The organism is Streptosporangium sandarakinum (assembly GCF_050942225.1).
Classification (GTDB): domain Bacteria; phylum Actinomycetota; class Actinomycetes; order Streptosporangiales; family Streptosporangiaceae; genus Streptosporangium; species Streptosporangium nondiastaticum.
This window is the reverse complement of record NZ_CP192034.1, coordinates 3,034,280-3,058,165: the sequence shown is the minus strand read 5'-3', so window position 1 is coordinate 3,058,165 and position 23,886 is coordinate 3,034,280. Positions and strand designations below refer to the sequence as shown.

15 protein-coding genes and 1 riboswitch are annotated in these 23,886 nt (G+C 71.9%); of the genes, 12 read left to right on the top strand and 3 right to left on the bottom strand.

Features of this window, described 5'->3' with window-relative positions; genetic code table 11:
* The first annotated feature begins 84 nt into the window (after positions 1-84).
* Positions 85-5,994, top strand: a complete 5,910-nt coding sequence (gene pulA, locus ACQP10_RS14055; protein WP_433541501.1) for a pullulanase-type alpha-1,6-glucosidase — start codon at positions 85-87, stop codon at positions 5,992-5,994.
* Between the two features lie 101 nt (positions 5,995-6,095).
* On the top strand, positions 6,096-6,467 hold the full coding sequence (locus ACQP10_RS14050) for a hypothetical protein (RefSeq protein WP_346020048.1): 372 nt from the start codon (positions 6,096-6,098) through the stop codon (positions 6,465-6,467).
* On the opposite strand, the gene ACQP10_RS14045 is transcribed toward ACQP10_RS14050, so the two are convergent.
* Positions 6,455-7,654, bottom strand: coding sequence for an RNA-guided endonuclease InsQ/TnpB family protein (locus ACQP10_RS14045; protein WP_346020049.1), 1,200 nt, complete (start codon positions 7,652-7,654; stop codon positions 6,455-6,457). The genes ACQP10_RS14050 and ACQP10_RS14045 overlap by 13 nt on opposite strands.
* A 551-nt stretch (positions 7,655-8,205) precedes the next feature.
* On the opposite strand from ACQP10_RS14045, the gene ACQP10_RS14040 reads away from it, so the two are divergent.
* The 8 genes from ACQP10_RS14040 (at position 8,206) to ACQP10_RS14005 (ending at position 17,922) form a co-directional block, all read left to right on the top strand.
* Positions 8,206-9,150 carry a DUF2382 domain-containing protein gene (locus ACQP10_RS14040; protein WP_433541500.1) on the top strand — a complete coding sequence of 315 codons (945 nt, stop codon included), beginning with the start codon at positions 8,206-8,208 and terminating at the stop codon, positions 9,148-9,150.
* Positions 9,151-9,475: 325 nt separating this feature from the next.
* On the top strand, positions 9,476-10,165 hold the full coding sequence (locus tag ACQP10_RS14035; protein ID WP_346020051.1) for a phosphoribosyltransferase: 690 nt from the start codon (positions 9,476-9,478) through the stop codon (positions 10,163-10,165).
* Between the two features lie 57 nt (positions 10,166-10,222).
* Positions 10,223-10,912 carry a dienelactone hydrolase family protein gene (locus ACQP10_RS14030; protein ID WP_346020052.1) on the top strand — a complete coding sequence of 230 codons (690 nt, stop codon included), beginning with the start codon at positions 10,223-10,225 and terminating at the stop codon, positions 10,910-10,912.
* Positions 10,913-11,285: 373 nt separating this feature from the next.
* Entirely contained in the window at positions 11,286-11,471 is a 186-nt protein-coding gene (locus ACQP10_RS14025) for a CsbD family protein (RefSeq protein WP_346020053.1), read from the top strand.
* A gap of 277 nt (positions 11,472-11,748) precedes the next feature.
* Positions 11,749-13,818 carry an N-acetylneuraminate synthase family protein gene (locus ACQP10_RS14020; protein ID WP_346020054.1) on the top strand — a complete coding sequence of 690 codons (2,070 nt, stop codon included), beginning with the start codon at positions 11,749-11,751 and terminating at the stop codon, positions 13,816-13,818.
* Between the two features lie 413 nt (positions 13,819-14,231).
* On the top strand, positions 14,232-15,167 hold the full coding sequence (locus ACQP10_RS14015; RefSeq protein ID WP_433541499.1) for a glycosyltransferase family 2 protein: 936 nt from the start codon (positions 14,232-14,234) through the stop codon (positions 15,165-15,167).
* Positions 15,164-16,468, top strand: coding sequence for a polysialyltransferase family glycosyltransferase (locus ACQP10_RS14010; protein WP_433541498.1), 1,305 nt, complete (start codon positions 15,164-15,166; stop codon positions 16,466-16,468). Before ACQP10_RS14015 ends, ACQP10_RS14010 begins: the two co-directional genes overlap by 4 nt.
* Before the next feature lie 107 nt (positions 16,469-16,575).
* Positions 16,576-17,922 carry a sensor histidine kinase gene (locus tag ACQP10_RS14005; protein WP_433541497.1) on the top strand — a complete coding sequence of 449 codons (1,347 nt, stop codon included), beginning with the start codon at positions 16,576-16,578 and terminating at the stop codon, positions 17,920-17,922.
* Between the two features lie 394 nt (positions 17,923-18,316).
* Here the strand turns inward: ACQP10_RS14005 and ACQP10_RS14000 are convergent, their stop codons facing one another.
* Together ACQP10_RS14000 and ACQP10_RS13995 are read right to left on the bottom strand one after the other, a co-directional pair.
* A complete protein-coding gene (locus ACQP10_RS14000; RefSeq protein ID WP_433541496.1) occupies positions 18,317-19,516 on the bottom strand; it encodes a DUF6716 putative glycosyltransferase in 1,200 nt (399 codons plus the stop codon).
* A gap of 11 nt (positions 19,517-19,527) precedes the next feature.
* Positions 19,528-20,565 (bottom strand): hypothetical protein, encoded by a 1,038-nt coding sequence (locus tag ACQP10_RS13995; RefSeq protein WP_346020059.1) that lies wholly within the window; start codon positions 20,563-20,565, stop codon positions 19,528-19,530.
* Between the two features lie 502 nt (positions 20,566-21,067).
* Positions 21,068-21,205, top strand: a riboswitch (cyclic di-AMP (ydaO/yuaA leader).
* A gap of 18 nt (positions 21,206-21,223) precedes the next feature.
* Between ACQP10_RS13995 and ACQP10_RS13990 the strand changes: the two genes are divergently transcribed.
* Positions 21,224-21,904: a CHAP domain-containing protein gene (locus ACQP10_RS13990; RefSeq protein ID WP_346020060.1), complete on the top strand. Its 681-nt coding sequence runs from the start codon at positions 21,224-21,226 to the stop codon at positions 21,902-21,904.
* Positions 21,905-22,506: 602 nt separating this feature from the next.
* The gene (locus tag ACQP10_RS13985) at positions 22,507-23,853 is read left to right on the top strand and encodes an ABC transporter substrate-binding protein (RefSeq protein ID WP_346020061.1); all 1,347 of its coding nucleotides are present in this window, start codon (positions 22,507-22,509) and stop codon (positions 23,851-23,853) included.
* Positions 23,854-23,886 lie beyond the last annotated feature (33 nt).

The following is a 23,886-nucleotide window of genomic DNA, read 5'->3' as shown; positions in this document are numbered from 1 at the left end:
GAAAGTTTCCGCAAGGGATTGCATAGGTCATGTCCAATGAGTAACTTCCGGGCAACACCCCCAAAACAACCGTGGAGGCCACCGGTGGTCCGGCCGCTCCCCCCACGGCGCGCGAGGACGGGGCCGCTCACCGCGGCCGTCATCGCGGCGGCGCTGCTCGTGCCGCCCCTCGCCGCCCCCGCCCACGCTTCTTCCCCCGCCTCTCCCCCGGCGGCGAGCCCCGTCCCCGCACCGCCCGCCACCGCCGCATCACCCGCTCCCGCAGCCTCCACCGCCTCCGCCGCGTCCGGTGCCGCGCCCGCCGCCTCCGCGTCGCCCGTGGTCTCCGCGCTGAGCCGTACGGCCGAGCCCGCCGACAGGGACCTCGCCCGGGACGCCGCGCGCACCAAGCTCACCCGCGAGCGGTTCTACTTCGCGATGACCGACCGGTTCGCCGACGGCGACCCCGGCAACAACCGCGGCGGCCTGTCCGGCGACCGGCTCACCACCGGCTTCGACCCCACCGACAAGGGGTTCTACCAGGGCGGGGACCTCAAGGGCCTGATCGGCCGGCTCGACTACGTCAAGAACCTCGGCAGCACCGCGATCTGGATCACCCCGGCGTTCCGCAACCGGCCCGTCCAGGGCGCCGGCGCGAACGCCTCGGCCGGCTACCACGGCTACTGGATCACCGACTTCACCCGGATCGACCCCCACCTGGGGACGAACGCCGAGATGAAGCAGCTCGTGCGCGAGGCGCACCGGCGGGGGATGAAGGTCTTCTTCGACATCATCACCAACCACACCGCCGACGTGATCGACTACAGGGAGAAGACCTACTCCTACCGCTCCAAGGGCGCCTACCCCTACGTCGACGCCCGCGGCGTGCCGTTCGACGACCGCGCCTACGCCGGCAAGGACACCTTCCCCGAGGTGACCTCCGACTCCTTCCCCTACACGCCGGTCGCGCCGAAGAACGCCAAGACCCCCGCCTGGCTGAACGACCCGACGATGTACCACAACCGGGGCGACTCCACCTTCAGCGGCGAGAGCTCCGAGTACGGCGACTTCTCCGGCCTCGACGACCTGTGGACCGAACGGCCCGAGGTCGTCAAGGGCATGGCCGACATCTACAAGACGTGGGTCCGCGAGACCGGCATCGACGGATTCCGCATCGACACCGCCAAGCACGTCAATATGGAGTTCTGGGAGCGCTTCTCCCCCGCCCTGCACGACTACGCGGCGAAGCGGGGCGACAAACGGTTCTTCATGTTCGGCGAGGTCTACTCCGGCGACCCCGCCTTCACCAGCCGCTACTCCACCCGCGGCGGGCTGGACGCCACCCTGGACTTCCCGTTCCAGGAGGCCGCCCGGTCCTTCAGCGGCGGCACCGCGGACGCCGCCCGGCTGGCGAGGCTGTACGCCGACGACGACCACCACACCGACGCCGACGGCGACGCCTCCTCGCTGCCGACCTTCCTCGGCAACCACGACATGGGCCGCATCGGCCGTTTCCTCGCCCAGGACAACCCCGGCGCGGACGACGCCGAGCTGCTCCGCCGCGACCTGCTGGCCCACGAGCTGATGTACCTCACCCGCGGCCAGCCGGTCGTTTATTACGGCGACGAACAGGGTTTCGGCGGGAGCGGCGGCGACAAGGACGCCCGCCAGACGATGTTCGCCTCCAAGGTCGGCGACTACCTCGACGACGACCTGATCGGCACCGCGGCCACCCACGCCCAGGACAACTTCGTTCCCGGCCACCCGCTGTACCGGGGCATCTCCGCCCTGGCGAAGCTGCGCCAGGACAACCCGGCCCTGGCCGACGGCGCCCAGATCGAGCGCCTGGCCGCGGGCGGCGTCTACGCCTTCTCCCGGATCGGCGCCCGCGACCGGGTCGAGTACGTCGTGGCGGTCAACAACGCCGAGCGGGCCGGCGCCGCCGCCGTGCCGACGTTCTCCCCCGGCATGGCCTTCACCAAGGTGTACGGCGAGGGCCCCGCGGACCTGACCTCGGGCACCGATGCGAAGCTGCCGCTGACCGTGCCGGCGCTGTCGGCCGTCGTGTACAGGGCGCGCGGGGCGCTCGCCGCTCCCGCCGCCGCCCCGGCCGTCTCGATCACCCTGCCCGGCGCCGAGATCAGGGGCACCGCCGAGGACGACCGGATCCCGGTCACCGCCACCGTGCCCGGAAACGGCTTCGACCAGGTGACGTTCGCCGCCAGGGTCGGCGACGGCGGCTGGAGGGTGCTCGGCACCGACGACGCGCCCAACGCCACGGCCGCCGGCCGTACCTTCCGGGTCTTCCACGACCTGCGCGGGATCCCGGCCGGCACGAGGATCACCTACCGGGCGATCGTGAAGGACTCCGCGGGCCGCCTCGCCTCGGCCACCGCGTCCGCCGCGGTCGGCGCCGAGCCCACCCCGCAGGACCCGGGCGCGGTCACCCGCGACTGGCTGGTCGTGCACTACCAGCGCCCGGACGCGAAAGACGCCGGGGACTACGACGGCTGGGGCCTGCACGTCTGGGGCGACGTGGAGCGGCCCACCGAGTGGGGCTCCCCGCTCCCGCTGACCGGTGAGGACTCCTACGGCAGGTTCGCCTGGGTCAAACTCAAACCCGGCGCGACCGACGTCGGGATCATCGTCCACAAGGGCGACGAGAAGGACGGCGGCGACCGCGCCGTCGACCCCGCCAGGACCGGCGAGGTCTGGGTGGCGTCCGGCAGGGCCGAGACCTACACCTCCCGCGCGCAGGCCCAGGGCTACGCCACCGTCCACTACGCGCGGCCCGACAAGGACTACGACGGCTGGGGACTACACCTGTGGGGCGACGGCCTGGCCGACGGCGCCGGCACCGACTGGGCCTCCCCGCGCCCGCCGGACGGCGTCGACTCCTACGGCGCGTTCTGGAAGGTCCCGCTGAAGGACGCCGCCGCCCCGCTGAACCACATCGTTCACAAGGGCGACGTCAAGGACCCCGGGCCCGACCAGACGTTCACCCCGGCCGCGCAGCCGGAGGCGTACGTCGTCTCGGGGAGGACGGAGGTCCACCCGACCCGGGCCGCGGCCGAGAACGTCGCGATCGTGCATTACCACCGGCCGGACGGGAAATACGACGGCTGGGGACTGCACCTGTGGGGTGACGTGGCGACACCCACCGAGTGGGCCGCCCCGCTCCAGCCCGAGGGCCGGGACGCGTTCGGGCTCCGTTTCCGGATCCCCCTGAAAGAGGGGGCGAAGAACGTGAGCTACATCATCCACAACGGCGACGACAAGGACCTGCCCGCCGACCAGTCGCTCGACCTGACCGCCACCGGGGGCGAGGTCTGGCGGGTCGCCGGCGTCGAGGGGAACCTGCTGCCGCAACCAGCCGCCCACGGCGCCGACGCCGACCTGACCAAGGCCGCCGCCCAGTGGATCGACCGCGGCACCGTCGCCTGGAAGGTGCGGCCGTCCGACGCCTCGCACCACTCGCTGGCCTTCTCCGCCAAGGGCGACATCGCCTACGCCGACGGCGACCTCACCGGCGACCTCCGGATCATCCGGCTGGTCCCCGGCGCCCTCACCGACGCGCAGAAGGCCAGGTGGCCGCACCTTTCCGAGTACGCCGCCCTCACCGTGGACCCGCGCGACGCCGGTCTGGTCGGCGAGGCGCTGCGCGGGCAGGTCGTGGCCGTCGAGCGGGACGCCTCCGGCGCGCTGCTGGCCGCCACCGGCGTGCAGCTGCCCGGCGTGCTCGACGACGTCTACGCCAAGGCGGCCGGCGCCGAGCTGGGCCCGGTCTGGGACGGCGCGCCCCGGCTGTCGGTCTGGGCGCCGACCGCGCGCAAGGTCGAGCTCGCGCTCTACCGCGACCCGTCCGGCGGTGAGCGCGCCGTACACCCGATGCGCCGCGACGACGCCACCGGCGTCTGGTCGGTGCGGGGCGCGGCCGCCTGGAAGGGCCGCTACTACACCTTCCTGGTCACGGTCTACTCCCCCGCCGCGGGGAAGGTCGTCACCAACGAGGTGACCGACCCCTACAGCCTGTCGCTGGCCGCCGACTCCGTCCGCAGCCAGCTCGTCGACCTCGGCGACCGGTCGCTGCGGCCCGACGGCTGGTCCTCCCTGGTCAAGCCGGAGGCCGTCCCGCAGGCCAGGGCGTCGATCTACGAACTGCACGTGCGCGACTTCTCCGCCTCCGACACCACCGTCCCCGCCGACCGGCGCGGCACCTACGCGGCGTTCACCGGCGACTACGCCGGGATGCGGGAGCTGCGCAAGCTGGCCGGGGACGGCCTGACCCACGTCCACCTGCTGCCGGTCTTCGACATCGCGACCATCCCGGAGAGGAAGGCCGACCGCGCCGAGCCGGACTGCGACCTGGCCGCGCTGCCCGCCGACTCCGACCGGCAGCAGGAGTGCGTCGGAAAGACCGCCGCCAAGGACGCCTTCAACTGGGGCTACGACCCGCGGCACTACACCGTGCCCGAGGGCTCCTACGCCTCCGACCCGGACGGCACCGCCCGGATCAAGGAGTTCCGCGGCATGGTGCAGGGCCTCAACAGGGCCGGCCTGCGGGTGGTCATGGACGTCGTCTACAACCACACCCACGCCGCCGGCCAGGACCCGACCTCGGTGCTCGACCGCGTCGTGCCCGGCTACTACCACCGGCTGCTCGACGACGGCGCGGTGGCCACCTCCACCTGCTGCGCCAACACCGCCCCCGAGCACGCGATGATGGGCAGGCTCGTCGTCGATTCCATCGTCACCTGGGCGAAGCAGTACAAGGTGGACGGCTTCCGCTTCGACCTGATGGGCCACCACCCGAAGGCGAGCATCGTCGCGGTCCGCAAGGCCCTCGACGCGCTCACCCCGGAGAAGGACGGGGTGGACGGAAAGTCGATCATCCTGTACGGCGAGGGCTGGAACTTCGGCGAGGTCGCCGACGACGCCCGCTTCGAGCAGGCCACCCAGGCCAACATGGCCGGCACCGGGATCGGCACCTTCAACGACCGGCTGCGCGACGCGGTGCGCGGCGGCACGCCGTTCGACGCCGACCCCCGGATCCAGGGCTTCGGCTCCGGCCTGGCCGGCGCGCCCAACGGCTCGCCCGCCAACGGCACCGCCGAGCAGCAGCGGGCCCGCCTGCTGGGCTACCAGGACCTGATCAAGGTGGGCCTGACCGGCAACCTGCGCGACTACGCCTTCACCGACTCGCACGGCAGGCGGGTCAAGGGATCGGAGGTGGACTACAACGGATCGGCGGCCGGCTACACCGCCGCGCCGGGCGAGGCCGTCACCTACGTCGACGCCCACGACAACGAGACGCTGTTCGACGCGCTGGCCTACAAGCTGCCGCAGGCCACCCCGATGGCCGACCGGGTGCGCATGCAGTCGCTGTCGCTGGCCACCGCCGTCCTCGGGCAGGGCGCCTCGTTCGTCCACGCCGGAACCGAGCGGCTGCGCTCGAAGTCGCTGGACCGCAACTCCTTCGACTCGGGCGACTGGTTCAACCGGCTGCTGTGGGACTGCTCGGCGGGCAACGGCTTCGGCGCGGGCCTGCCGCCCAGGGCGGACAACGAGGACAAGTGGCCCTACGCCCGGCCGCTGCTGGCCGACCCGGCGTTGAAGCCGGACTGCGCGGCGATCACCTCGGCGCGGAACCTGTACGGCGAGCTGCTGAGGATCCGCTCCTCCTCCCCCGCCTTCGCCCTCGGCTCGGCCGCCGAGGTGCAGAAGCGGCTGACCTTCCCGCTGAGCGGCGCCGCCGAGACGCCGGGTGTGGTGACCATGCACCTGGACGCCTCGGGGATCGACCCGAGGTGGGACTCGCTCACCGTCGTGTTCAACGCCACGCCCGAGAAGCGGTCGCAGACCGTGGCCGCGCTCAAGGGCGCCGCGGTGACCCTCCACCCCGTCCAGGCGGACGGGACCGACGCCGTCGTGAAGACGTCGGCCTTCGACTCCGCCACCGGCACGCTGACGGTACCGGCCCGCACGGTCGCCGTCTTCGTCCGGCCGCGCGGCTGAGAGCCTCCCGGGGCCCCGCGGCCCCGGAGGGAAAGACCCGGGCCGGGTGCTGCAACACCCGGCCCGGCCAAGGGAATCCGTCCATCCACCTGGAGGCCCCTGTGAGATCCTACAAAGCCGTCCTGACCGTGGCGGCGACCGTCCTGGCGAGCGCCGCCGTCGCGCTCCCCGTCACGACCGCCGCGCCCGCCCAGGCGTCGCCGCCCACCCCCGGCCCGATCGTCAACCTGTGGAACTGGAACTGGAACTCGGTCGCCCGGGAGTGCGCCGACGTGCTCGGCCCCGCCGGGTACGCCGCCGTCCAGGTCTCCCCGCCCGGTGACTCGATGAGCAAGGGCGGCTCCGTCTGGTGGGACGTCTACCAGCCCGCCCGCTACACGCTCAACAGCAAGTTCGGTGACGAGAACGCGTTCAGGAACATGTTGGCTGCTCCTCTCCCTGAAGGGAGGGGATTCCTGGCTCAGGCCGCCTGACGGGCCGGCGGCCCGTCAGGTCTTACGCCCTCGACGCCGGCCGGGTCCAGACCTGCCCGGAGGAGCATCACGCGGGCGGAGTTCTTGTCCCTCGGAAAGACGGCTCCGCACGCGGTGCAGGTGTAGGTGCGTTCCGACAGCGGCAGGGCGTGCTTGGTTCTCGCTCCGCAGCCTGCGCAGTCCATGGTGGTGTGGGCGGGGTTGATCAGATGAACGATGCGGCCGTGTTTGCGGGCCATCTCGATCAGGGCGTTCTTGGTGGCGCCGATCGCACCGTCGGCGGCCTTGCGGGCCATGGTGGATTTGGCCAGGAACTTCGGTGTGAAGTCCTCCACCGCCAGCACGTCGTGGTCGCGCACGACCTTCTTGGCCCATTTGCGGGCGGTGTCGGCGCGCTGCCGGGCGACCTTCCTGTGGGCCTTGGCGGCCTGCCGGGCGGCCTGGCGATAGCCGGTGGAGGCGGGCCCGCCCTTCGGCGGCCTGCGGCGGGCCATCATCTTCTGATAGCGCGCCAGCTTCGCCGCCGCCGTCCGCCCGTACTGGGGATGCGGCAGGTCATGGGCGTCGCTGGTGGTGGTGGCGATCTCCCTGACGCCCCAGTCGACGCCGATCGCCCGCCCGGTGGCGGGCAGCTCCTCGACCCGTGCGGGCACGACGAAGGAGGCGTACCAGTGGCCGAGGGGATCACGGTGGACGCGCACGCTGGACGGCTCGGCGGGCAGGTTTCGCGACCACACCACCGTCACCGCGATGCCGCCCGCCAGGTGCAGGCGGCCCTCCTTCAGGCGAAAGCCCCGCCGGGTGTAGTTCAGCGTCGGGGCGGCCCGGTCTTTCTTCTTGAACCGCGGCATGCCCGCCCGCCGCCGCATCGGCAGCCGGTCTGCGATGTCCTTGAGCGCCTTGGCGCGTGCCTTGCCGTAGTCGCGGATGATCTGCTGCTGCGGCACCGACGCCCCCGCCGACAGCCACGCGTGCTCAGCACGCCAGCCGGTGAGCATCTTGTCCAGCATGGCCGGACCGCAGGGCTCCTTGGCCGTGTGCGCGGCGCGGGAGGCGGCCACGCACGCGTTCCACACCCACCGGCATCGATCCCACTCGGCCGTCAACGCGGCCGGCGCCGCAGACGACAGACGCGGCCGGTAGGTGTACCGGGCGTACCCGGCCCCCGCAGCACCGAGCGTCGTCATGGCCCATTTCTAGCAGGGACGCCTGGCAGGCGGACCTGTTTCCGGCCACCCGCCCACCTTGGTGAACGCATGGCCACGCGGGCCGCGGCGGAGCGCGGGGCCCTCAACCGACGCTGAGACCGCGCCCGGGTGGTCCCGGGGCAGAGAAGGACGATCCGCCTGGCGGCGGATCGTCCTTCTCTGCCTCGCTACGCGGGAGGCCGGATTCCTCCCCGGCCTGAAGGCCGGGGCATCCTCCGGATTTTCGGTGAACGCCTGCCACACCGCGGGCATGCCCAACTTGCCCGCCGTCCCCGTCGCGCCGTCCCCGCCGGGCCCGGCGCCAGCCGTGTGGCGGGGTCGATGCGCCCGTACGCGACCGCCGGTCCGGAAAATTTTTCCGGGCCGGCGGTTCCGTTTCCCGTCCGCCTCGACCTGCCCCTGAGCGACCTTCACCGGGGACGCGTGGCGCGGTACGAACGGATCAATTCCGGCGATCCTGTTTCTCTTACGGATCAGGTGGTACGTCAATGCTGCAACACGCCAAAGAGGGACAAAGGAGGGGAAAAAGTATGATTACCCACGACCAGCTTCAGACCGTCCTTAACCAGCCTGTTTACGACAACAATGGCGAAAAGGTCGGCAAGGTGGAGCACGTCTACGTCGACGACGCCACCGGCCGACCCGCCTGGCTCTGCGTGCGGACCGGCCTGTTCGGCATGAACGAGACCTTCGTCCCGGTTCAGACGGCCAACGTGGTGGGCGACCACATCGAGGTGGCCCTTGACAAGGACCGCATCAAGGACGCCCCCAACATCGACGTCGAGTCCGGCGGCCACATGTCCGCCGAGGAGGAGCGCGAGCTCTACCGCTACTACGACATCGACTGGGAGGGCTCCTGGCAGGAGGCCAACCGGACCGGCGAGACCGGTGAGGCGGGCTGGGCGCACACCGGCGGCCTGCGGGAGCGCGAGCGCATGGGCCGCACCGCCGACCTGGACGGCGGGCACGGGATCCACACCGGCGGCACGGACCACGACGGCATCGGCCGCACCGGCGGCCTGCGGGAGCACGGGCGGACGGACCAGTACGGCGTGGGCCACACCGGTCGCACCGGCCACACCGGCGACGACGCGATGACCCGCTCGGAGGAGCGACTGGACGTCGGCACCGAGAGCCACGAGGCGGGCCGGGCCCGGCTGCGCAAGTACGTGGTCACCGACCAGGAGCAGGTCACCGTACCGGTCACCCGCGAGGAGGTCCGCGTCGAGCGCGAGCCGATCACCGACTCCAACATCGACGACGCCCTCGGCGGCCCGGAGATCACCGAGTCCGAGCACGAGGTCATCCTGCGCGAGGAGCGACCAACGGTCGAGAAGCGGACCGTCCCGGTCGAGCGGGTCCGCATGTCCAAGGACCGCGTCACCGACGAGGAGACCGTCTCCGAAGGCGTCCGCAAGGAGCGCATCGAGGCCGAGGGCGACGCCCGCGGCATCGGCCGCGGCCGGACCCTCTGACCGGTCCACCGACATGACCCGGGCCCGTACGGCACCGCCGTACGGGCCCGGGTCGTTCCCGGCTCCGGCGTCCGCCTCCCGACGCCCCACCGGCCGGGAGCCACCGTCAGGCCGGGCGCCGGACACGGAAGGCCGGGCCGTCGGCCGGACGGGGTCGGCGGGGAGCGCAAAGGCGGGGATCGGGGTGGGTCGGCGGGGGTGCAAAGGCGAGGATCGGGGTGGGTAAAACCCGGGCCACGTCCGCCGCATTCCGAACTCATTTGTCATGGTTTGGGCATATTCGTTACGGAGCAGGGCGGACTACGCCGATCAGGGGGTGGCGGCCGTGTCAGATGACCTGTTCACCGAACCGGACGACATGTTCCAGGACCGGCGGGAGGCCGGCCGGGTCCTCGCGCGCCTCCTGGAGCACTACCGCGGCAGACCCGACGTCGTCGTGCTGGGGCTGCCGCGCGGCGGCGTCCCGGTGGCGTACGAGATCGCCACGGCCCTCAGCGCCCCGCTGGACGTCTTCCTGGTGCGCAAGCTGGGCGTCCCGGGCCGCGAGGAGCTCGCCATGGGCGCCATCGCCAGCGGCGGCGCCATCGTGCTCAACGAGGACATCATCGGGCGGCTGGGGATCTCGCAGTGGACCATCCGGGCGGCGACCGACCGGGAGGGCCAGGAGCTGATCCGGCGGGAGGAGACGTACCGGCAGGGGCGGCCCGCGCTGGACCTCGACGGCAAGACCGTCATCGTCGTGGACGACGGCCTGGCCACGGGGGCGAGCATGCGCGCCGCCCTCCAGGCGCTCCGCCGCCACCGGCCGGCCCGGACCGTCGTCGCCGTCCCGACCGCGCCCGAGTCGGCCTACCACGACTTCGCCCGCCTGACCGACGAGCTGGTGTGCGCCGTCACGCCCCCGTACTTCACCGCCGTCGGGCAGTCCTACCGGGACTTCGCCCAGACGACGGACGAGGAGGTGCGGAGCCTCCTGCGCTCGGCGATCCGGTCCCGGCCGGCGACGGCCAGCTAGTCCGCGCCGAGCGGAAGTCCGCGGGCACGGCGCCCCGCGGGGTGGAGGAGGTGCATCGTGAACGCCGTCCGGATGAACCTTGAACGCCTGGAGATCCCGACCGCCGATGTCGTGCTGGAGGCCGACGTCGCGGTGCCGCACCCGGCGTACGGCATGGTGCTGTTCGCGCACGGCAGCGGCAGCAGCCGTCACAGCCCACGCAACCGCTACGTGGCGAGCGAGCTGCAAAGAGCCGGTCTGGCGACGGTCCTCGCCGACCTCCTCACACCGCAGGAGGAGCGGATCGACCTGGGAACCGGCGAGTTCCGTTTCGACATCGGGCGGCTCGCCGTACGGCTGGCCGGTCTGACCGGCTGGCTGGCCCGGCACAAGCCCACCGCCGGCCTCGACGTCGGCCTCTTCGGCGCCAGCACGGGCGCGGCCGCCGCGCTCGTCGCCGCCGCCGCACGGCCCTCGGTGAAGGCGGTCGTCTCCCGCGGCGGGCGGCCGGACCTGGCCGGCGACTCGCTGCGGTCGGTCCACCAGCCCACCCTGCTCATCGTCGGGGAACGCGACCCGATCGTCGCCAGGCTCAACCAGGAGGCGATGGAACTGCTGCCGGGTGAGACGCGGCTGGAGATCGTGCCGGGGGCCACGCACCTGTTCGAGGAGCCCGGCGCGCTGGAGCAGGTGGCCTCCCTGGCTCGGGGGTGGTTCATGGGCCACCTGCCGCGGGGGCGGGACCGGGAGGACGACGCGCCGGAGTGACCGCGCGCAGTCCGGGGCCCGCGCCGGAGTGACCGTGCGCAGTCCGGGGCCCGCGCCGGAGTGACCGTGCGCAGTCCGGGGCCCGCGCCGGAGTGACCGTGCGCAGTCCGGGGTCCTCGCCGGAGTGACCGTGCGATCCGGGGTCCGTGCCGGGAGCACCGAGCCGGACAGGGACCGCGTCCCACGTTCGTGCCGGAGCGGCGGTCGAGGGACCCGGAACCCGTGTGGATGCCAAGACCTGACAGTCCGCCGTAATTCATCACTCTCTGTCAGTGATTAGTAACTTAAAGTGATCGAAATAGCGGTTGGTTCTGCCCTCGCGCGGCTATGAGAGGTGGTGACGAATTGGTCGTTGACTACGGGGGGACCCACGATGACGAACTTCGACCAGATCAAGGGCAAGGCCAAGGAGCACGCCGGCGAGGCGGTGAACGACGACGAGATGGCCGACCGGGGCCGCGCGGAGCACGCCAAGGGCAAGGCCAAGGAGGCCGCCGGCAAGGCCAAGGACAAGGCCAAGAAGGCCGCGGACGACGCGCGCGGCAGGTTCGCCGAATAGTCCGGGTCTTCCTGCGACCGAGGTTTCCGGTCACCGGCGCCGCGGGCGGCGATGGACGCCGTCCGCGGCGCCCGCGCGTCACGGCGACCGCGGGCCGGGCGTCCGGCGCCTCCGCGGCTCCGGGGGCTCCGGGATCGTCCGCGGGCCGGGCGTCCGGAAAGTTAAGGCGGGTGACCCTGGGCGTTCAGCTCGGGCACCCCTGAGCGGCCACCCTCGTGGCTAGGTTCGGCGAGCACCCCGATTCAAGGGCGTTCGTCCCGTGTCACGAGGAGTCACCTTGCGAGTCCTGGCCGTTGTGCCCGCCCGTGGCGGTTCCGTGGGCGTGCCGCTGAAGAACCTGGCCGCGGTGGGCGGCACCCCGCTGGTCGCCCGCGCGGTGCGGGCCTGCGCGCGGGCCGAGCTGATCGACGAGGTCGTGGTCAGCACCGACCACGCGGAGATCGCCCGGGTGGCCCGCGAGTCCGGGGCGGAGGTGGTCGAGCGGCCGGAGGAGCTGAGCGGGGCCACCGCCTCCAGCGAGTCGGCGGTTCTGCACGTGCTCGACCGGCTTCCCGAGAGCCCGGAGGTGGTCGTGCTGGTCCAGTGCACCAGCGCGTTCATCGATCCGGCCGACCTCGACGCCGCCGTCACCAGGATCCTGGACGGCAGCGCGGACGTGGTGTTCTCCGGCGTGGAGACGCACGAGTTCCTGTGGGACGCCGCCGGTGCGGGCGTCAACCACGACCCGTCCTTCCGTCCGCGGCGGCAGGACCGCGAGCCGCACTTCCGCGAGACCGGCGCGTTCTACGCGATGCGCGCCGACGGCCTGCGCGAGCACGGGCACCGCTTCTTCGGCCGGGTCGCCGTGCAGCCCGTGCCGTCGCGGCACGCCGTCGAGGTCGACTCCCCCGAGGACCTGGAGATCGTCCGGGCGCTGGCGCCGTTCGTGGACCGGCCCGAACCCCTCGACGTGGACGCCGTGGTCACCGACTTCGACGGCGTGCACACCGACGACCGCGCCTACGTCGACCAGGACGGCCGCGAGATGGTCGCGGTCAGCCGCTCCGACGGCATGGGGGTGGCGCTGCTGCGCGGGTCCGGCGTCAAGCTGCTGATCATGTCCACCGAGCGGAACCCGGTGGTCGCCGCCCGCGCCCGCAAGCTCGACGTGCCGGTCCTGCAGGGACTGACCGACAAGCGGACCGTGCTGCGCGACTGGCTGGCCATCGAGGGACTGGACCCGGCCCGCGTCGCCTACGTCGGCAACGACGTCAACGACCTCGGCCCGATGAGCGAGGTCGGCTGGCCCGTCACCGTGCCCGACGCCCACCCCCGGGTCCGCGCCGCCGCCCGGGTGGTGCTCACCAGGCCCGGCGGGGCGGGGGCCGTACGGGAACTGTGCGACCGGATCCTCGCCGCGCGCCCCGAACCCGGGGCGGCACCCGCGCCCGCGTCCGTGCCCGTCCCCCGCGCCGAACCGAGGGTGACCCCGGCCACCAGGCCGGTACGGATCGGCGACACGCCGGTCGGCGCGGGCCTGCCGGTCTACGTGATCGGCGAGATCGGGATCAACCACAACGGCGACCTCGACATCGCGCGCAGGCTCATCGACGTGGCGGCCGAGGCGGGCTGCCAGGCCGTCAAGTTCCAGAAGCGCACCCCGGAGATCTGCGTGCCGCCGGAGCAGCGCGACCAGATCCGGCAGACGCCGTGGGGCGAGATGACCTACCTGGAGTACAAGCTCAGGACCGAGTTCGGCCGGGACGAGTACACCGCGATCGCCGAGCACTGCCGCGAGCGGGGCGTCCACTGGTTCGCCTCACCGTGGGACGTGCCGTCGGTGGAGTTCCTGGAGTCCATGGACGTGGTCACGCACAAGGTCGCCTCGGCGAGCGTGACGGATCTGGAGCTGCTGCGCGCCCTCGCCGCCACCGGCAAGCCGGTCATCCTGTCCACCGGCATGTCCACGCTGGAGGAGATCGACCGGGCGGTGGAGATCCTCGGCACCTCCAGGCTCGTGCTGATGCACGCCACATCCACCTACCCCCTCCCCCCGGAGGAGGCCAACCTCCGCACGATCCACACCCTCCAGGAGCGGTACGGCGTGCCGGTCGGCTACTCCGGCCACGAGCGCGGCCTGCAGATCTCACTCGCCGCGGTGACCCTGGGGGCGGTGGCCGTGGAACGGCACATCACACTCGACCGCACGATGTGGGGCTCCGACCACGCCGCCTCGCTGGAGCCGGCCGGGCTGGAGCACCTGGTCCGCGACATCCGCGTCATCGAGAGCGCACTGGGCGACGGCGTGAAGCGGATCTTCCCCGGCGAGGAGGGTCCGAAGGCCCGCCTGCGGCGCGTCACCGTGTAGATGCTGTGTTCATGGCGACGCTGCGCGTCGCGGCTCGGGGGCTCAAGCCCGGTGCCTTCTGTGTTCATGGCGACGCTGCGCGTCGCGGCTCGGGGGCTCAAGCCCGGTGTCTTCTGTGTTCATGGCGACGCTGCGCGTCGCGGCTCGGGGGCTCAAGCCCGGTGTCTTCCCTCGTCACTCCGTCGCTTCGCTCCTGCGTTCCTCAGTCCAGACACCGGCGCCCCCTCGCGGCGCTCCTCAGTCCAGACACCGGCGCCCCCTCGCTGTGCTCATGGCGACACTTCGTGTCGCGGCTCGGGGGCTGGAGCCCGGTGTCTTCCCTCGTCGTTCACTCGCTGCGCTCACTCACTCCTCAGTCCAGACACCGGCGCCCCCTCGCGGGGGTGTGACCTTGGAAGGGAATCTTGATCAGGTTGTCGGTTGTCGTGCCGGTGCGGGACGTTGAGACGTACATGGCCGACGCGCTGGCGTCCCTCGCCCGGAACGCGCGGCGGGACTTCGAGTTCATCGTGGTGGACGACGGTTCGGTGGACCGGACCGGGCAGATCATCGAGGACTTCCGCGACGAGCTGCCCGGTCTGGTCGTGCTGCGCAACGAGACGCCCGTGGGGCTGGCCGACGCCCGCAACCAGGGGGTGTCGCTGGCCTCCGGCCGTTACCTGACCTTCATGGACGGCGACGACTGGCTCGCCCCGGGCTATCTGGCCGACCTGGTGGCGGCGATCGAGCGGCTCGGCTGCGACTTCGTCCGGGTGGACCACGTTCAGGCCGAGGGTCGTCGGAGGGTGATCCACCGGGCTCCGCCGGCCGTTCGCGGGGTGGTGCTGAAGCCGCGCGAGCACATCCTGCCCCTGTCGTCGCGGACCATGGTGGACTACCCCTACGCCTGGGCCGGGATCTACCGCCGTGACCTGGGCGGGCTGCTGACCTTCCCCGGTCATCTGCACACCGCCGAGGACCGGCCGTGGATCTGGCGGCTGCACCGGCGGGCCGCGTCCTTCGCGGTGGTGTCGCTGGCCGGGGTCTTCTACCGCCGGATGGTGGCGGGTTCGCTGACCCAGGTCGGGGACGCCCGGCAGCTGCACTTCTTCGACGCGTTCGACCTGGTCTTCGCCGACCTGGAGAGGGACGCGGAGGAGGAGTTCGCCGCCAAGGCCGCCCGTACCTTCTGCGCGCTGCTGGTCCACCATCTGGAGTTGGGCGACCGCTTCTCCCCGGAGCTGCGCGCCCGCTTCGAGGCGCGCGGCGCCCAGGCCCTGCGGCGGCTGCCCGCCGGCCTGCTGGCCGAGGCCGGAAGCCTGGGGCCGGAGCGCGACGCGGTCCTGCGGAAGCTGCTGGAGGAGCGATGACACGGCTGTTCTACGCCTCGACGCTGTTCGGGGCGATGACGCTGGCGGCCGCGATCAACGACGGCCGTTTCGGGCCGCGCGATGACCGGCGGATCCTGCTGGTCTCCAACAACGCCGCCGTCCCGGAGGTCACGCCGTCGCTGGAGGAGGCTCCGGGGTTCGCCCCGCTGCGCCCGCGCTTCGACGAGGTCCACTCGTGGAACGAGATCGTGGCCCCGATGCACCCATCGGACTGGAAGGCGCGCGTCATCGAGGTCCCGATGCTGAGCCGCCTGCTGGCCACGCAGCTCTCCCTCGGTGACGACCTGTGCGAGCTGGTCCTGGAGTCCGTCGCGGTGCCGCCCGCCCGGACCGTCGCCACGCTGGTCAGGGACTGCCCGATCACCGTCTACTCCGACGGCCTGATGAGCTACGGCCCCACCCGCGACCCCCTGCCGCTGGAAATCTCCGGGCGGATCACCCGGCTGCTCCACCTCGACCTGGTGCCGGGCCTGGCCCCGCTGCTGCTGTCGGAGTACGGCGTGCCCGCCGACGCCCTCCCGGACCGGGCGTTCCTGGACGTGGTGGAGTCGGTGACCTCGGCGGTGGACCCGGCGGGAGCTCTGGACGTGCCCGGGGCTCCGGAGAGCCGGGCGATGATCCTGGGCCAGTACCTGTCGGCGCTCGGCATCGTCACCGCCGACGAGGAGGCGGGGCTGCACGCGGACATGCTGCGCGGCGTGGCCGCCCGGGGGTTCGGCACCGTCCTGTTCAAGCCCCACCCGGCGGCCGGGCGCCGGCATGCCCTCCGGCTGCGGGAGACGGCCGCGGAACTGGGCGTCAGACTGGAGGTCGCCACGGAGAGCGTCCCCGCCGAGTCGTACTTCGCGGCCCTGCGGCCCGGACTGGTCGTCGGCTGCTTCTCCACCGCGCTGGTCACCGCGAGGAACCACTACGGCCTGCCGGTGGCGGCGGTGGGGGGCGAGCTGGTTCTGGAGCGGCTCTCGCCGTACGAGAACGGCAACCGGATCCCGGTGACGATCACCGACGCCCTGCTGCCCCGGCTGGCGGCCGACGGGTCGGTGAGCGAGCCGCCGCCGGTGGACCTGCCCGCCCTGGTCCGTGCGGTCGGCTACTGCATGCGCGCCGGGGCCCATCCCGGCCTGCGCGAGGCCGCGTCCGCCCACCTGGACGCGCACGGCCCCGATCGTTACTTCAAGCGTCAGAGGCTGTCCGCCCTGGAGCTGCTTCCCGCCCGGGACCGTACGGCGCCGGGGACGCTCGGCCGTCTCCGGCGGCGTCTGTCGCAGACGCTCCTGTAAAACCCAAAATTCAGACATATGTGCCCCTTGACCTGGGAATATCGTCCTTCAGTCGTTTTGAATGCGGTTCGGGAACCGCGCTGAGAGGGCGATCGAGAGGCAGGGGGATGACGCTGCGGACGCGCAGCACCGTGATCGCCGCGCTACTGACCACGGTGGTCGTCGTGCTGGGCTGGCTGGGGCTGCTCGCCGTTCTCCAGCGGCTGGAGAACGGCGAGGTGCGCGATCACGTCACGTCACTGGCGCGGCAGAACGCGGCGATCGTCCGGGAGGACAGCACACCCACCCTGGTGGCCGCCGAGGACAACGGGGTCGCCCAGCTGGTGATCGGCGGGAGGGTGGCCGGCACCGCACCCGAGTCGGCCGACCGGCGGCCTCTCACGACGGCCCGCCCGGCCATGGGAGAACCGAACTGGAACGGGACCGTCACCTGGAACGGAAAGCGGATGATCACCGTGGGCTACGCCGTCCCCGGTGGAATGGTCTACGCCGCGCAGCCGGAGCCCGGACTGTTCTTCGACCCGCCGCGGGCGGCGCTGATCGGCGCGGCCGGGCTGGTTTGCGTGGGCCTGGTCTCCCTGGCCACCTGGCTGACCATGTCCAGGGCGCTCGCCTCGATCGAGGGCATCCGCGCGGAGCTGCATGAGATCACCGCCACCGACCTGGGCCGGCGGGTGCCGGAGCCACAGCATCCGGAGGAGTTCAGGAGGCTGGCGGAGACCGTCAACGCCACGCTGGGGCGGCTGGAGGAGGCCGTCGGCCGGCAGCGGCGGTTCGCCGCCGACGCCTCCCACGAACTGCGCAGCCCGGTCACGGCCCTGCGGACCCAGCTCGACCTGGCGATGTCCGATCCCGAACCGGACACCGACGCGACGCTCGAGGGGCTGGACCGCGCTATCGATCGGCTCCAACTGCTGGTGGACGACCTGCTGGCGGTGATCCGGCTGGACGCCACCGCGCCGGCCGGCCACGAGCGGATCGACCTGGGCGAGCTGGTCCGCGCCGAGCTGGACCGCCGCCCCGACGAGATCACCCGCGACCTGGCGGCGGGCGCGCTGGTCGAGGGCGACCGGCTTCAGCTGGCCCGGGTGCTGACCAACCTGGTGGACAACGCGCTGCGGCACGCCGAGCACGAGGTGCAGGTGAAGGTCCGCCCCGACGCCGACTCGGGGCACGCGGTGCTGGAGGTCGTCGACGACGGCGGCGGCATCCCGGAGGCCGACCGGGAGCGGGTGTTCCAGCGGTTCGTCCGGCTGAAGGAGGGCCGAGAGCGCGACGCGAGCGGCAGCGGGCTGGGCCTGCCGATCGCCCGGGAGATCGCCGAGGGCCACGGCGGCAGCCTGAACATCGCCGACTGCGAACACGGCGCCCGTTTCGTCCTACGAATCCCCCTACTGCCAGGAGACACCGGTCCGACAGAGGAGCCCACGAGGGAACGCCAGTGTCTGGACTGAGGAGCCCCAAGGGAACGCCGATGTCTGGACCGCGAGGGGGCGCCGGTGTCTGGACCGAGGAGAGAGCGAGCGCAGCGAGCGAACGACGAGGGAAGACACCGGACTCAAGCCCCCGAGCCGCGACGCACAGCGTCGCCATCAACACAGCGAGGGGGCGCCGGTGTCTGGACTGAGGAGAGAGCGAGCGCAGCGAGCGAACGACGAGGGAAGACACCGGGTCTGAGCCCCCGAGCCGCGACGCACAGCGTCGCCATCAACACAGCGAGGGGGCGCCGGTGTCTGGACTGAGGAGAGAGCGAGCGCAGCGAGCGAACGACGAGGGAAGACACCGGGCTTGAGCCCCCGAGCCGCGACGCGCAGCGTCGCCATCAACACAACCCCGAGCCGCGACGCGCTAGCGTCGCCATGAGTACGAGATCTTGAGGTAGCGGTTCATCCTGCGCCGGGCGCGGCGGCCGGCGCGCAGCACCCTGGGTGGGACCTCCACGCGCAGCCGGGCGCGGCGGCGGGCGGCGGCGTACGCCGGCCCGTCGAGCAGGGAGCGGGCCGGCACCAGGCGTCCCGATCGGGCCCTGCCGACCAGGGTGACCAGGTGGGAGGTCCAGTCGTCCAGGCCGCCGGGGTGGAAGTAGTTGGCCCGGCACCACTCCTCGTCCGGGGTGAGGAAGCGCCCATCGGCCAGATCGTCGAGGGTGCCGAGCAGCCCGCTCCCCTCGAAGACGAGGTTGATCGTCTCGGCGCCCACCCCGAAGTCCGACAGCACCAGCAGCGGCACGGAGCAGGCGATCGCCTCCAGCGCGGCGGTCGAGCTGACCGTGACGAATCCCGCCGCGCGGGCGAGGTGGTCGTGCATCGGGCCGGCCTCGAACCGCACGGCGTCGGCGGGGACCGTGCCCCGTTCGGCCAGCTCCCGCCACAGCCGCCGGTAGGGGTGCCGCTCGGCGTGGGTCTGGCGCTCGTCGTCCAGGGCGCGGAGCTTGACCACGACGTCCAGGTCCGGCCGCCGCCTGGCCAGTTCGGCCAGGGACAGCAGGATCCGCTCCCGGTCCTCCCTGCGCCTGGGCACCTTGGCCTGGGCGGCGAACACCACGCGGTCGCGCGGACCGGAGGCGGGCGGTGCCTGGCCCGCGGGCAGGAACGGCAGCCGGGCCAGTCCGACCGCGCCGCCGCCGCCCAGCCTCCGGCCGAGTTCGGTGAACTCCGCCACCTCCCGCCCGCTGTGCAGGACGAACAGGTCGCAGCCGCTGCGGAACAGCCACGCCTTCTCGGTGGCCGGGACGGAGATGCCCGGCAGCCCGGAGACGAACACCGGTCTCGGCGAGAGGCCGGCGAGCACCTCGGCGACCAGCACGTCCACCACCGGGCCGGTGCAGGCGGCCAGCACCGCGTCGGGTCGCAGCCGTTCGGCCGCCCGGCGCAGCGCCCGCGCCGACAGCACCGGCGGGTCGGCGGCCACGCCGGTGACGGCCGCGCGGATCTGCGCCGGTGAGGGCGCGATGGGGGTACGGATCACCGCCAGCTCCGCCGTACAGCCGCCGGGAAGGTCCGCGAGCAGGTGGGCGGCCCACTTCAGGTAGGAATCCGAGTCGGCCACGGCCAGGACCTTCACCTTGTGACTCCGGTGTCGTGATGGGCGAACATCGACAGGTGTGAGCGGAGGGAGGGCGCGGCCTGAGCGGTCCACCACTCGTCGGGGACGTCCACCGCCTCCACGGTGACGCCCCGGGACGCCAGCAGGACCCGCAGCGAGGTGACGGCGGTGGACGGCAGGCTGAGCACCCGCTGCCCCGGGTCCAGTCCCCGCAGGGTCATCTCGGCGGGGATCCCGGCGTCGTAGACGGTGACGCCGGGCTGTGCGCCGACCCGTTCGAGGTCGCCCGGGTCCTCCCGGCGGTGCGGGAAGTAGGCCACCGGGCCGGCCGCTCCCACCGCGGCGAGCCAGGCGAGATAGCGGTCGCGGTGGATCAGGCCGTTGCGCACCAGCGAGGTGCCGAGGACGACCGTGGGCTCCTGCGGCCGGGGCCGGCGCGGGGGCTGGGCGCGCAGCCAGGCGAAGTCGTGGACGACCAGTTCGGTCCCCCTGCCGCGTACGGCGCGCCCCAGGTCGTCCGGGACGGGCAGTGCGGTGAAGACCGTCAGCCGGCCCGACCGGGCGGCCGCGCGCAGCCGCAGGCCGGCCGCCGCGCCGAGGGCGGAGCGCAGCGGGCCCGCGGCGGCCCGGGCCCGCAGCAGTGGTTTGCCGGGCGGCCCGGCGAGCAGTTCCAGGAGCCTGATCGTGGCCAGCCCGTCGTCGACGACCACGATCCGGCCGGGGAGGGCGGTGAGCCAGCGGGCCTGGACCCGGCCGGAGAAGGCGTCGCCGATCACCCAGGTCGCGCCCCGCCGGGGCTTGGGCGGTCCGGGCGCCGGGCGGGCCTGCTCCATGCCCGCGGGGAGGGCGAGGCGGGCCAGTTCCCGGCGGGTGGCGGCCAGCGGGCGCGACCCGGCGCGGGACATCACCCTGACGTGGGCGCCGAGCAGCCCGGCGTGGCATGCCTCGACCACGCAGAGCAGTTGCAGGGGGGACTCCGCCCAGGCGACGGCCGAAGGCTGTTCCCGCGCGTGGTCCCGCCCCTCCTCCACGCCGGGCGATGACCCGTTCACGATCGCCTCACCGTAACCGGGGCGCCTTACGCGGCCGGGAACCGCGGGTGAACATCGGAACACGCGGGGATGCGCGGGGACCGGCACGGGTCTCGGAGGGCCCGGCGCGGGGTCCGCGCACCGCTCATATGACGCCTGGGGAGGGCGCTGAACAGGTAAAACAAACCCTCTTTAAAAAGATCTACCTTGAGGAAGGTTACAGCCGGGAGAAATCGTCCGGCACGCCCGTGTCCCACCGGCTCCGCAATGCGGAAACCCCTGCGCAGCAAGGGTTTCCGGCTCTTGCGAAAGTCTCGGCCCCGAAGTCCCCGATCTTCGTACCGGGAAGTCGACGATCATCGAAAACCGGTGTTTTCCCAAGTCAGGGCAATGCAAGAGCTTGCAATCGGCGTGGAGCAGCACGTACGTTCTACTCGTTCGCGGTGAGTACCGAGGTCCACAGACCCGTATCTCACCGGCACATTGCCCGACCGCGCATCATCGCAATCGATCCATTGGTCGATGAGCGCGGCCGCCGAATCCGCGGCTCTCGCGGAACCGGGGAACCAATTTCTGGGGTGAATCAGCGCCTTCGCGCGCCGTAGGGCACTTCCCAGCCCGAACCCGTCAGCTAACCCGGTAGGCGGTATGGAAGCGAAGCAAGGAGTCGAACCCCCGCATGGCCAAGAACCGCCTCACCCCCAAGAAGCACAACCTGGCCCGCGTCCTCGTGGGTGCGTCCATCGTCCTCGCCGGCGGAGCCGCCACCACCGTTCCCGCCCTCGCCGACAGCCACGTCTCCGGCCCGCAGGCCGAATCCGTCAGCAAGAACACCAATGCCGAGGCCCAGGCCCAGAGCCTGCCCAAGGCCAGCGCCCAGCGGGTTCTCGACATCGCCGCCAAGCAGATCGGCATCTCGGAGAACGCCGCCGGTGGCGGCACCAAGTTCCAGGACTGGTACGTCTCCAGCGAGCGCGCCAAGGAGACCGTCGCCCGTGACGGCGGCAGGACCCAGGACTACGCCAACGCCCCCTGGTGCGCGATGTTCGTCTCCTGGGTCGGCGAGCAGGCCGGCGCCCGGCACACCGTGGGCTGGGACGCCTACACCGTCTCCTACGCCAAGTGGTTCGCCGACAACGGGCGCTGGGGCCAGACCCCGAAGCCCGGCGCCGTGGTCTTCTTCGACTGGGGCGGCAGCAACGACATCGACGCCATCGACCACGTCGGCCTCGTCAAGAAGGACAACGGCGACGGCACGATCACCACGATCGAGGGCAACACCGGCAACGGCAAGGTCGAGGAGCGCGTCCGGCCGGTCTCCCAGGTCGACGGTTACGGTTACCCGGACTACAACGACTGACGGGCGCCTCACGGCTTCTCAGCCCCCTCCCCCTTCCCTCACCCCCTCCCCGCCACCCCACTCCTCCAGGGGCGGCGGGGGCCACCAGACGGCGACCCGGTACGACCGGGTCGCCGTCTCGGCTTTTCCCGACGCTTTTACCGGCCCTTCACCCGGCCGGGGCGCACCGCCGTGAACACCCGTCCACGCGTCCTCCGGGGCGCCCGGTCATGGGCCCGCCGCGAGCACCCGTCCACGCGCCGCCGTAAATCGCTTTCCGCCGAGGTCGCCCGCGCCACGGGACCGGGCCGGACGGTCCCTGACGTGCCGGATGGTCCCGGGTCGGCGGGCGTTCGCCGCGCCGTGCCGAGTTGGGGTGGGAGCGCTCCCAAACACCTGATCACGTATTTTGTCACCTTAATGACCATTCACCGCCCTGGAAACCCCGCGATGTAACGGTTACGTTTCGGCATATTGACGCGCCGGTTGCCCATCGTCCAGTCTTCGTGGGAGCGCTCCCAAAAGTGGCCTGCGCGCCACCCATCGCCGATCGCGTTCGTCGGGGGCCGGTTCGCGATGTCACCTCCCAATCGATTCGGGCGACCACCTGAGAGGGGTCCGGAATGTTGAACACCAAGCGGCACGGCACGCTCGCCGCCGTCGTGGTGATGACCGCCGCAGCACTGGCGGTCACGTCCTGCAGTTCGAGTGAGCCCGCCAAGAACACGGCCGCCTCGGGCGGCTCGGCCTCCGAGCCGGTGACCATCACCGTGCAGACCTTCGGCGGCGGCGCGAACTTCGGCTACAAGAAGGCCGTCGAGACCTGGAACGCGTCGCACCCGAACATCCAGATCAAGCACGAGAACCCGACCGACCGCTTCGAGGACGTCTTCCTGCCCCAGCTCCTGCAGCGTCTGCAGGCCGGCAGCGGCGCGGCCGACGTCGTCGGCATCGACGAGGGCGCGATGGGCCTGATGAAGGCCCGCCCGCAGTTCTTCGCCGACCTCGCCGAGTACGGCCTGGACAAGCGCAAGAGCGACTTCCCCGCCGCCAAGTGGGAGAACGGCATCAACAAGGACGGCAAGCTCTTCGCCCTCGGCACCGACATCGGCGGCATGGCGATGTGCTACCGCAAGGACCTGTTCGAGAAGGCCGGTCTTCCCGGTGAGCGCGAAGAGGTCACCAAGCTCTGGCCGGACTGGACCGCCTTCATGGAGGTCGGCAAGAAGTTCCAGGCCGCCAACCCCGGCAAGGGCGACCCGAAGTTCCTCGACGGCCCCAACACCCTGTACAACGTGCTGCTGTCGCAGGAGGCGCCGAAGAACGGCAACGTCAACTACTTCGACAAGAACAACCAGCTCATCCTTGAGAGCAACCCGGCCGTCAAGACCTCGTTCGAGACGGTGAAGACCTTCAGCCAGGCGGGCATGACCGCCAAGCTCGCCTCCTTCACCCCGCCGTGGAACGCCGCGCTGAAGAAGGGCGGCTTCGCCGTCATGGGCTGCCCGGCCTGGATGGTCGGCGTGATCAAGGACAACTCCGGTCCCGGCAACTCGGGTAAGTGGGACGTGGCCGGGGTTCCCGGCGGCGCCGGCAACTGGGGCGGCTCCTACCTGGCGATCACCAAGCAGAGCAAGCACCCCAAGGAGGCCGCGGAGGTCCTGAACTACCTCACCGGCAAGGAGGGCCACGTCATGGCCTTCCAGGAGGCCAACGCCTTCCCCAGCTCCATCCCCGCCCAGGAGGACCCGGCGGTCAAGGACCTGAAGAGCGACTACTTCAACAACGCCCCGACCGGCCAGATCTTCGGCGAGTCGGTCAAGGGCCTGCTGCCGGTCTTCCTGGGTGAGAAGCACGCCCAGGTGAAGACCTCGGTGGAGAAGGTCCTGGAGGGCATGGACCAGGGCTCGATCCCCTACGACCAGGCGTGGCAGAAGTTCGTCGAAGCCGGCGTCAAGGCCGCGGGCTGACCCCCGTCCCGATCGGCACGGCCCGGCGTCGGT

What these genes read in the sequence shown, in the direction of transcription:
- ACQP10_RS14045 (WP_346020049.1), bottom strand. Translation starts at nt 7,654, where the DNA reads ATGACGACGCTCGGTGCTGCGGGGGCCGGGTACGCCCGGTACACCTAC.
- ACQP10_RS14040 (WP_433541500.1), top strand. Translation starts at nt 8,206, where the DNA reads ATGATTACCCACGACCAGCTTCAGACCGTCCTTAACCAGCCTGTTTAC.
- ACQP10_RS14025 (WP_346020053.1), top strand. Translation starts at nt 11,286, where the DNA reads ATGACGAACTTCGACCAGATCAAGGGCAAGGCCAAGGAGCACGCCGGC.
- ACQP10_RS14010 (WP_433541498.1), top strand. Translation starts at nt 15,164, where the DNA reads ATGACACGGCTGTTCTACGCCTCGACGCTGTTCGGGGCGATGACGCTG.
- ACQP10_RS14005 (WP_433541497.1), top strand. Translation starts at nt 16,576, where the DNA reads ATGACGCTGCGGACGCGCAGCACCGTGATCGCCGCGCTACTGACCACG.
- ACQP10_RS13990 (WP_346020060.1), top strand. Translation starts at nt 21,224, where the DNA reads ATGGCCAAGAACCGCCTCACCCCCAAGAAGCACAACCTGGCCCGCGTC.
- ACQP10_RS13985 (WP_346020061.1), top strand. Translation starts at nt 22,507, where the DNA reads ATGTTGAACACCAAGCGGCACGGCACGCTCGCCGCCGTCGTGGTGATG.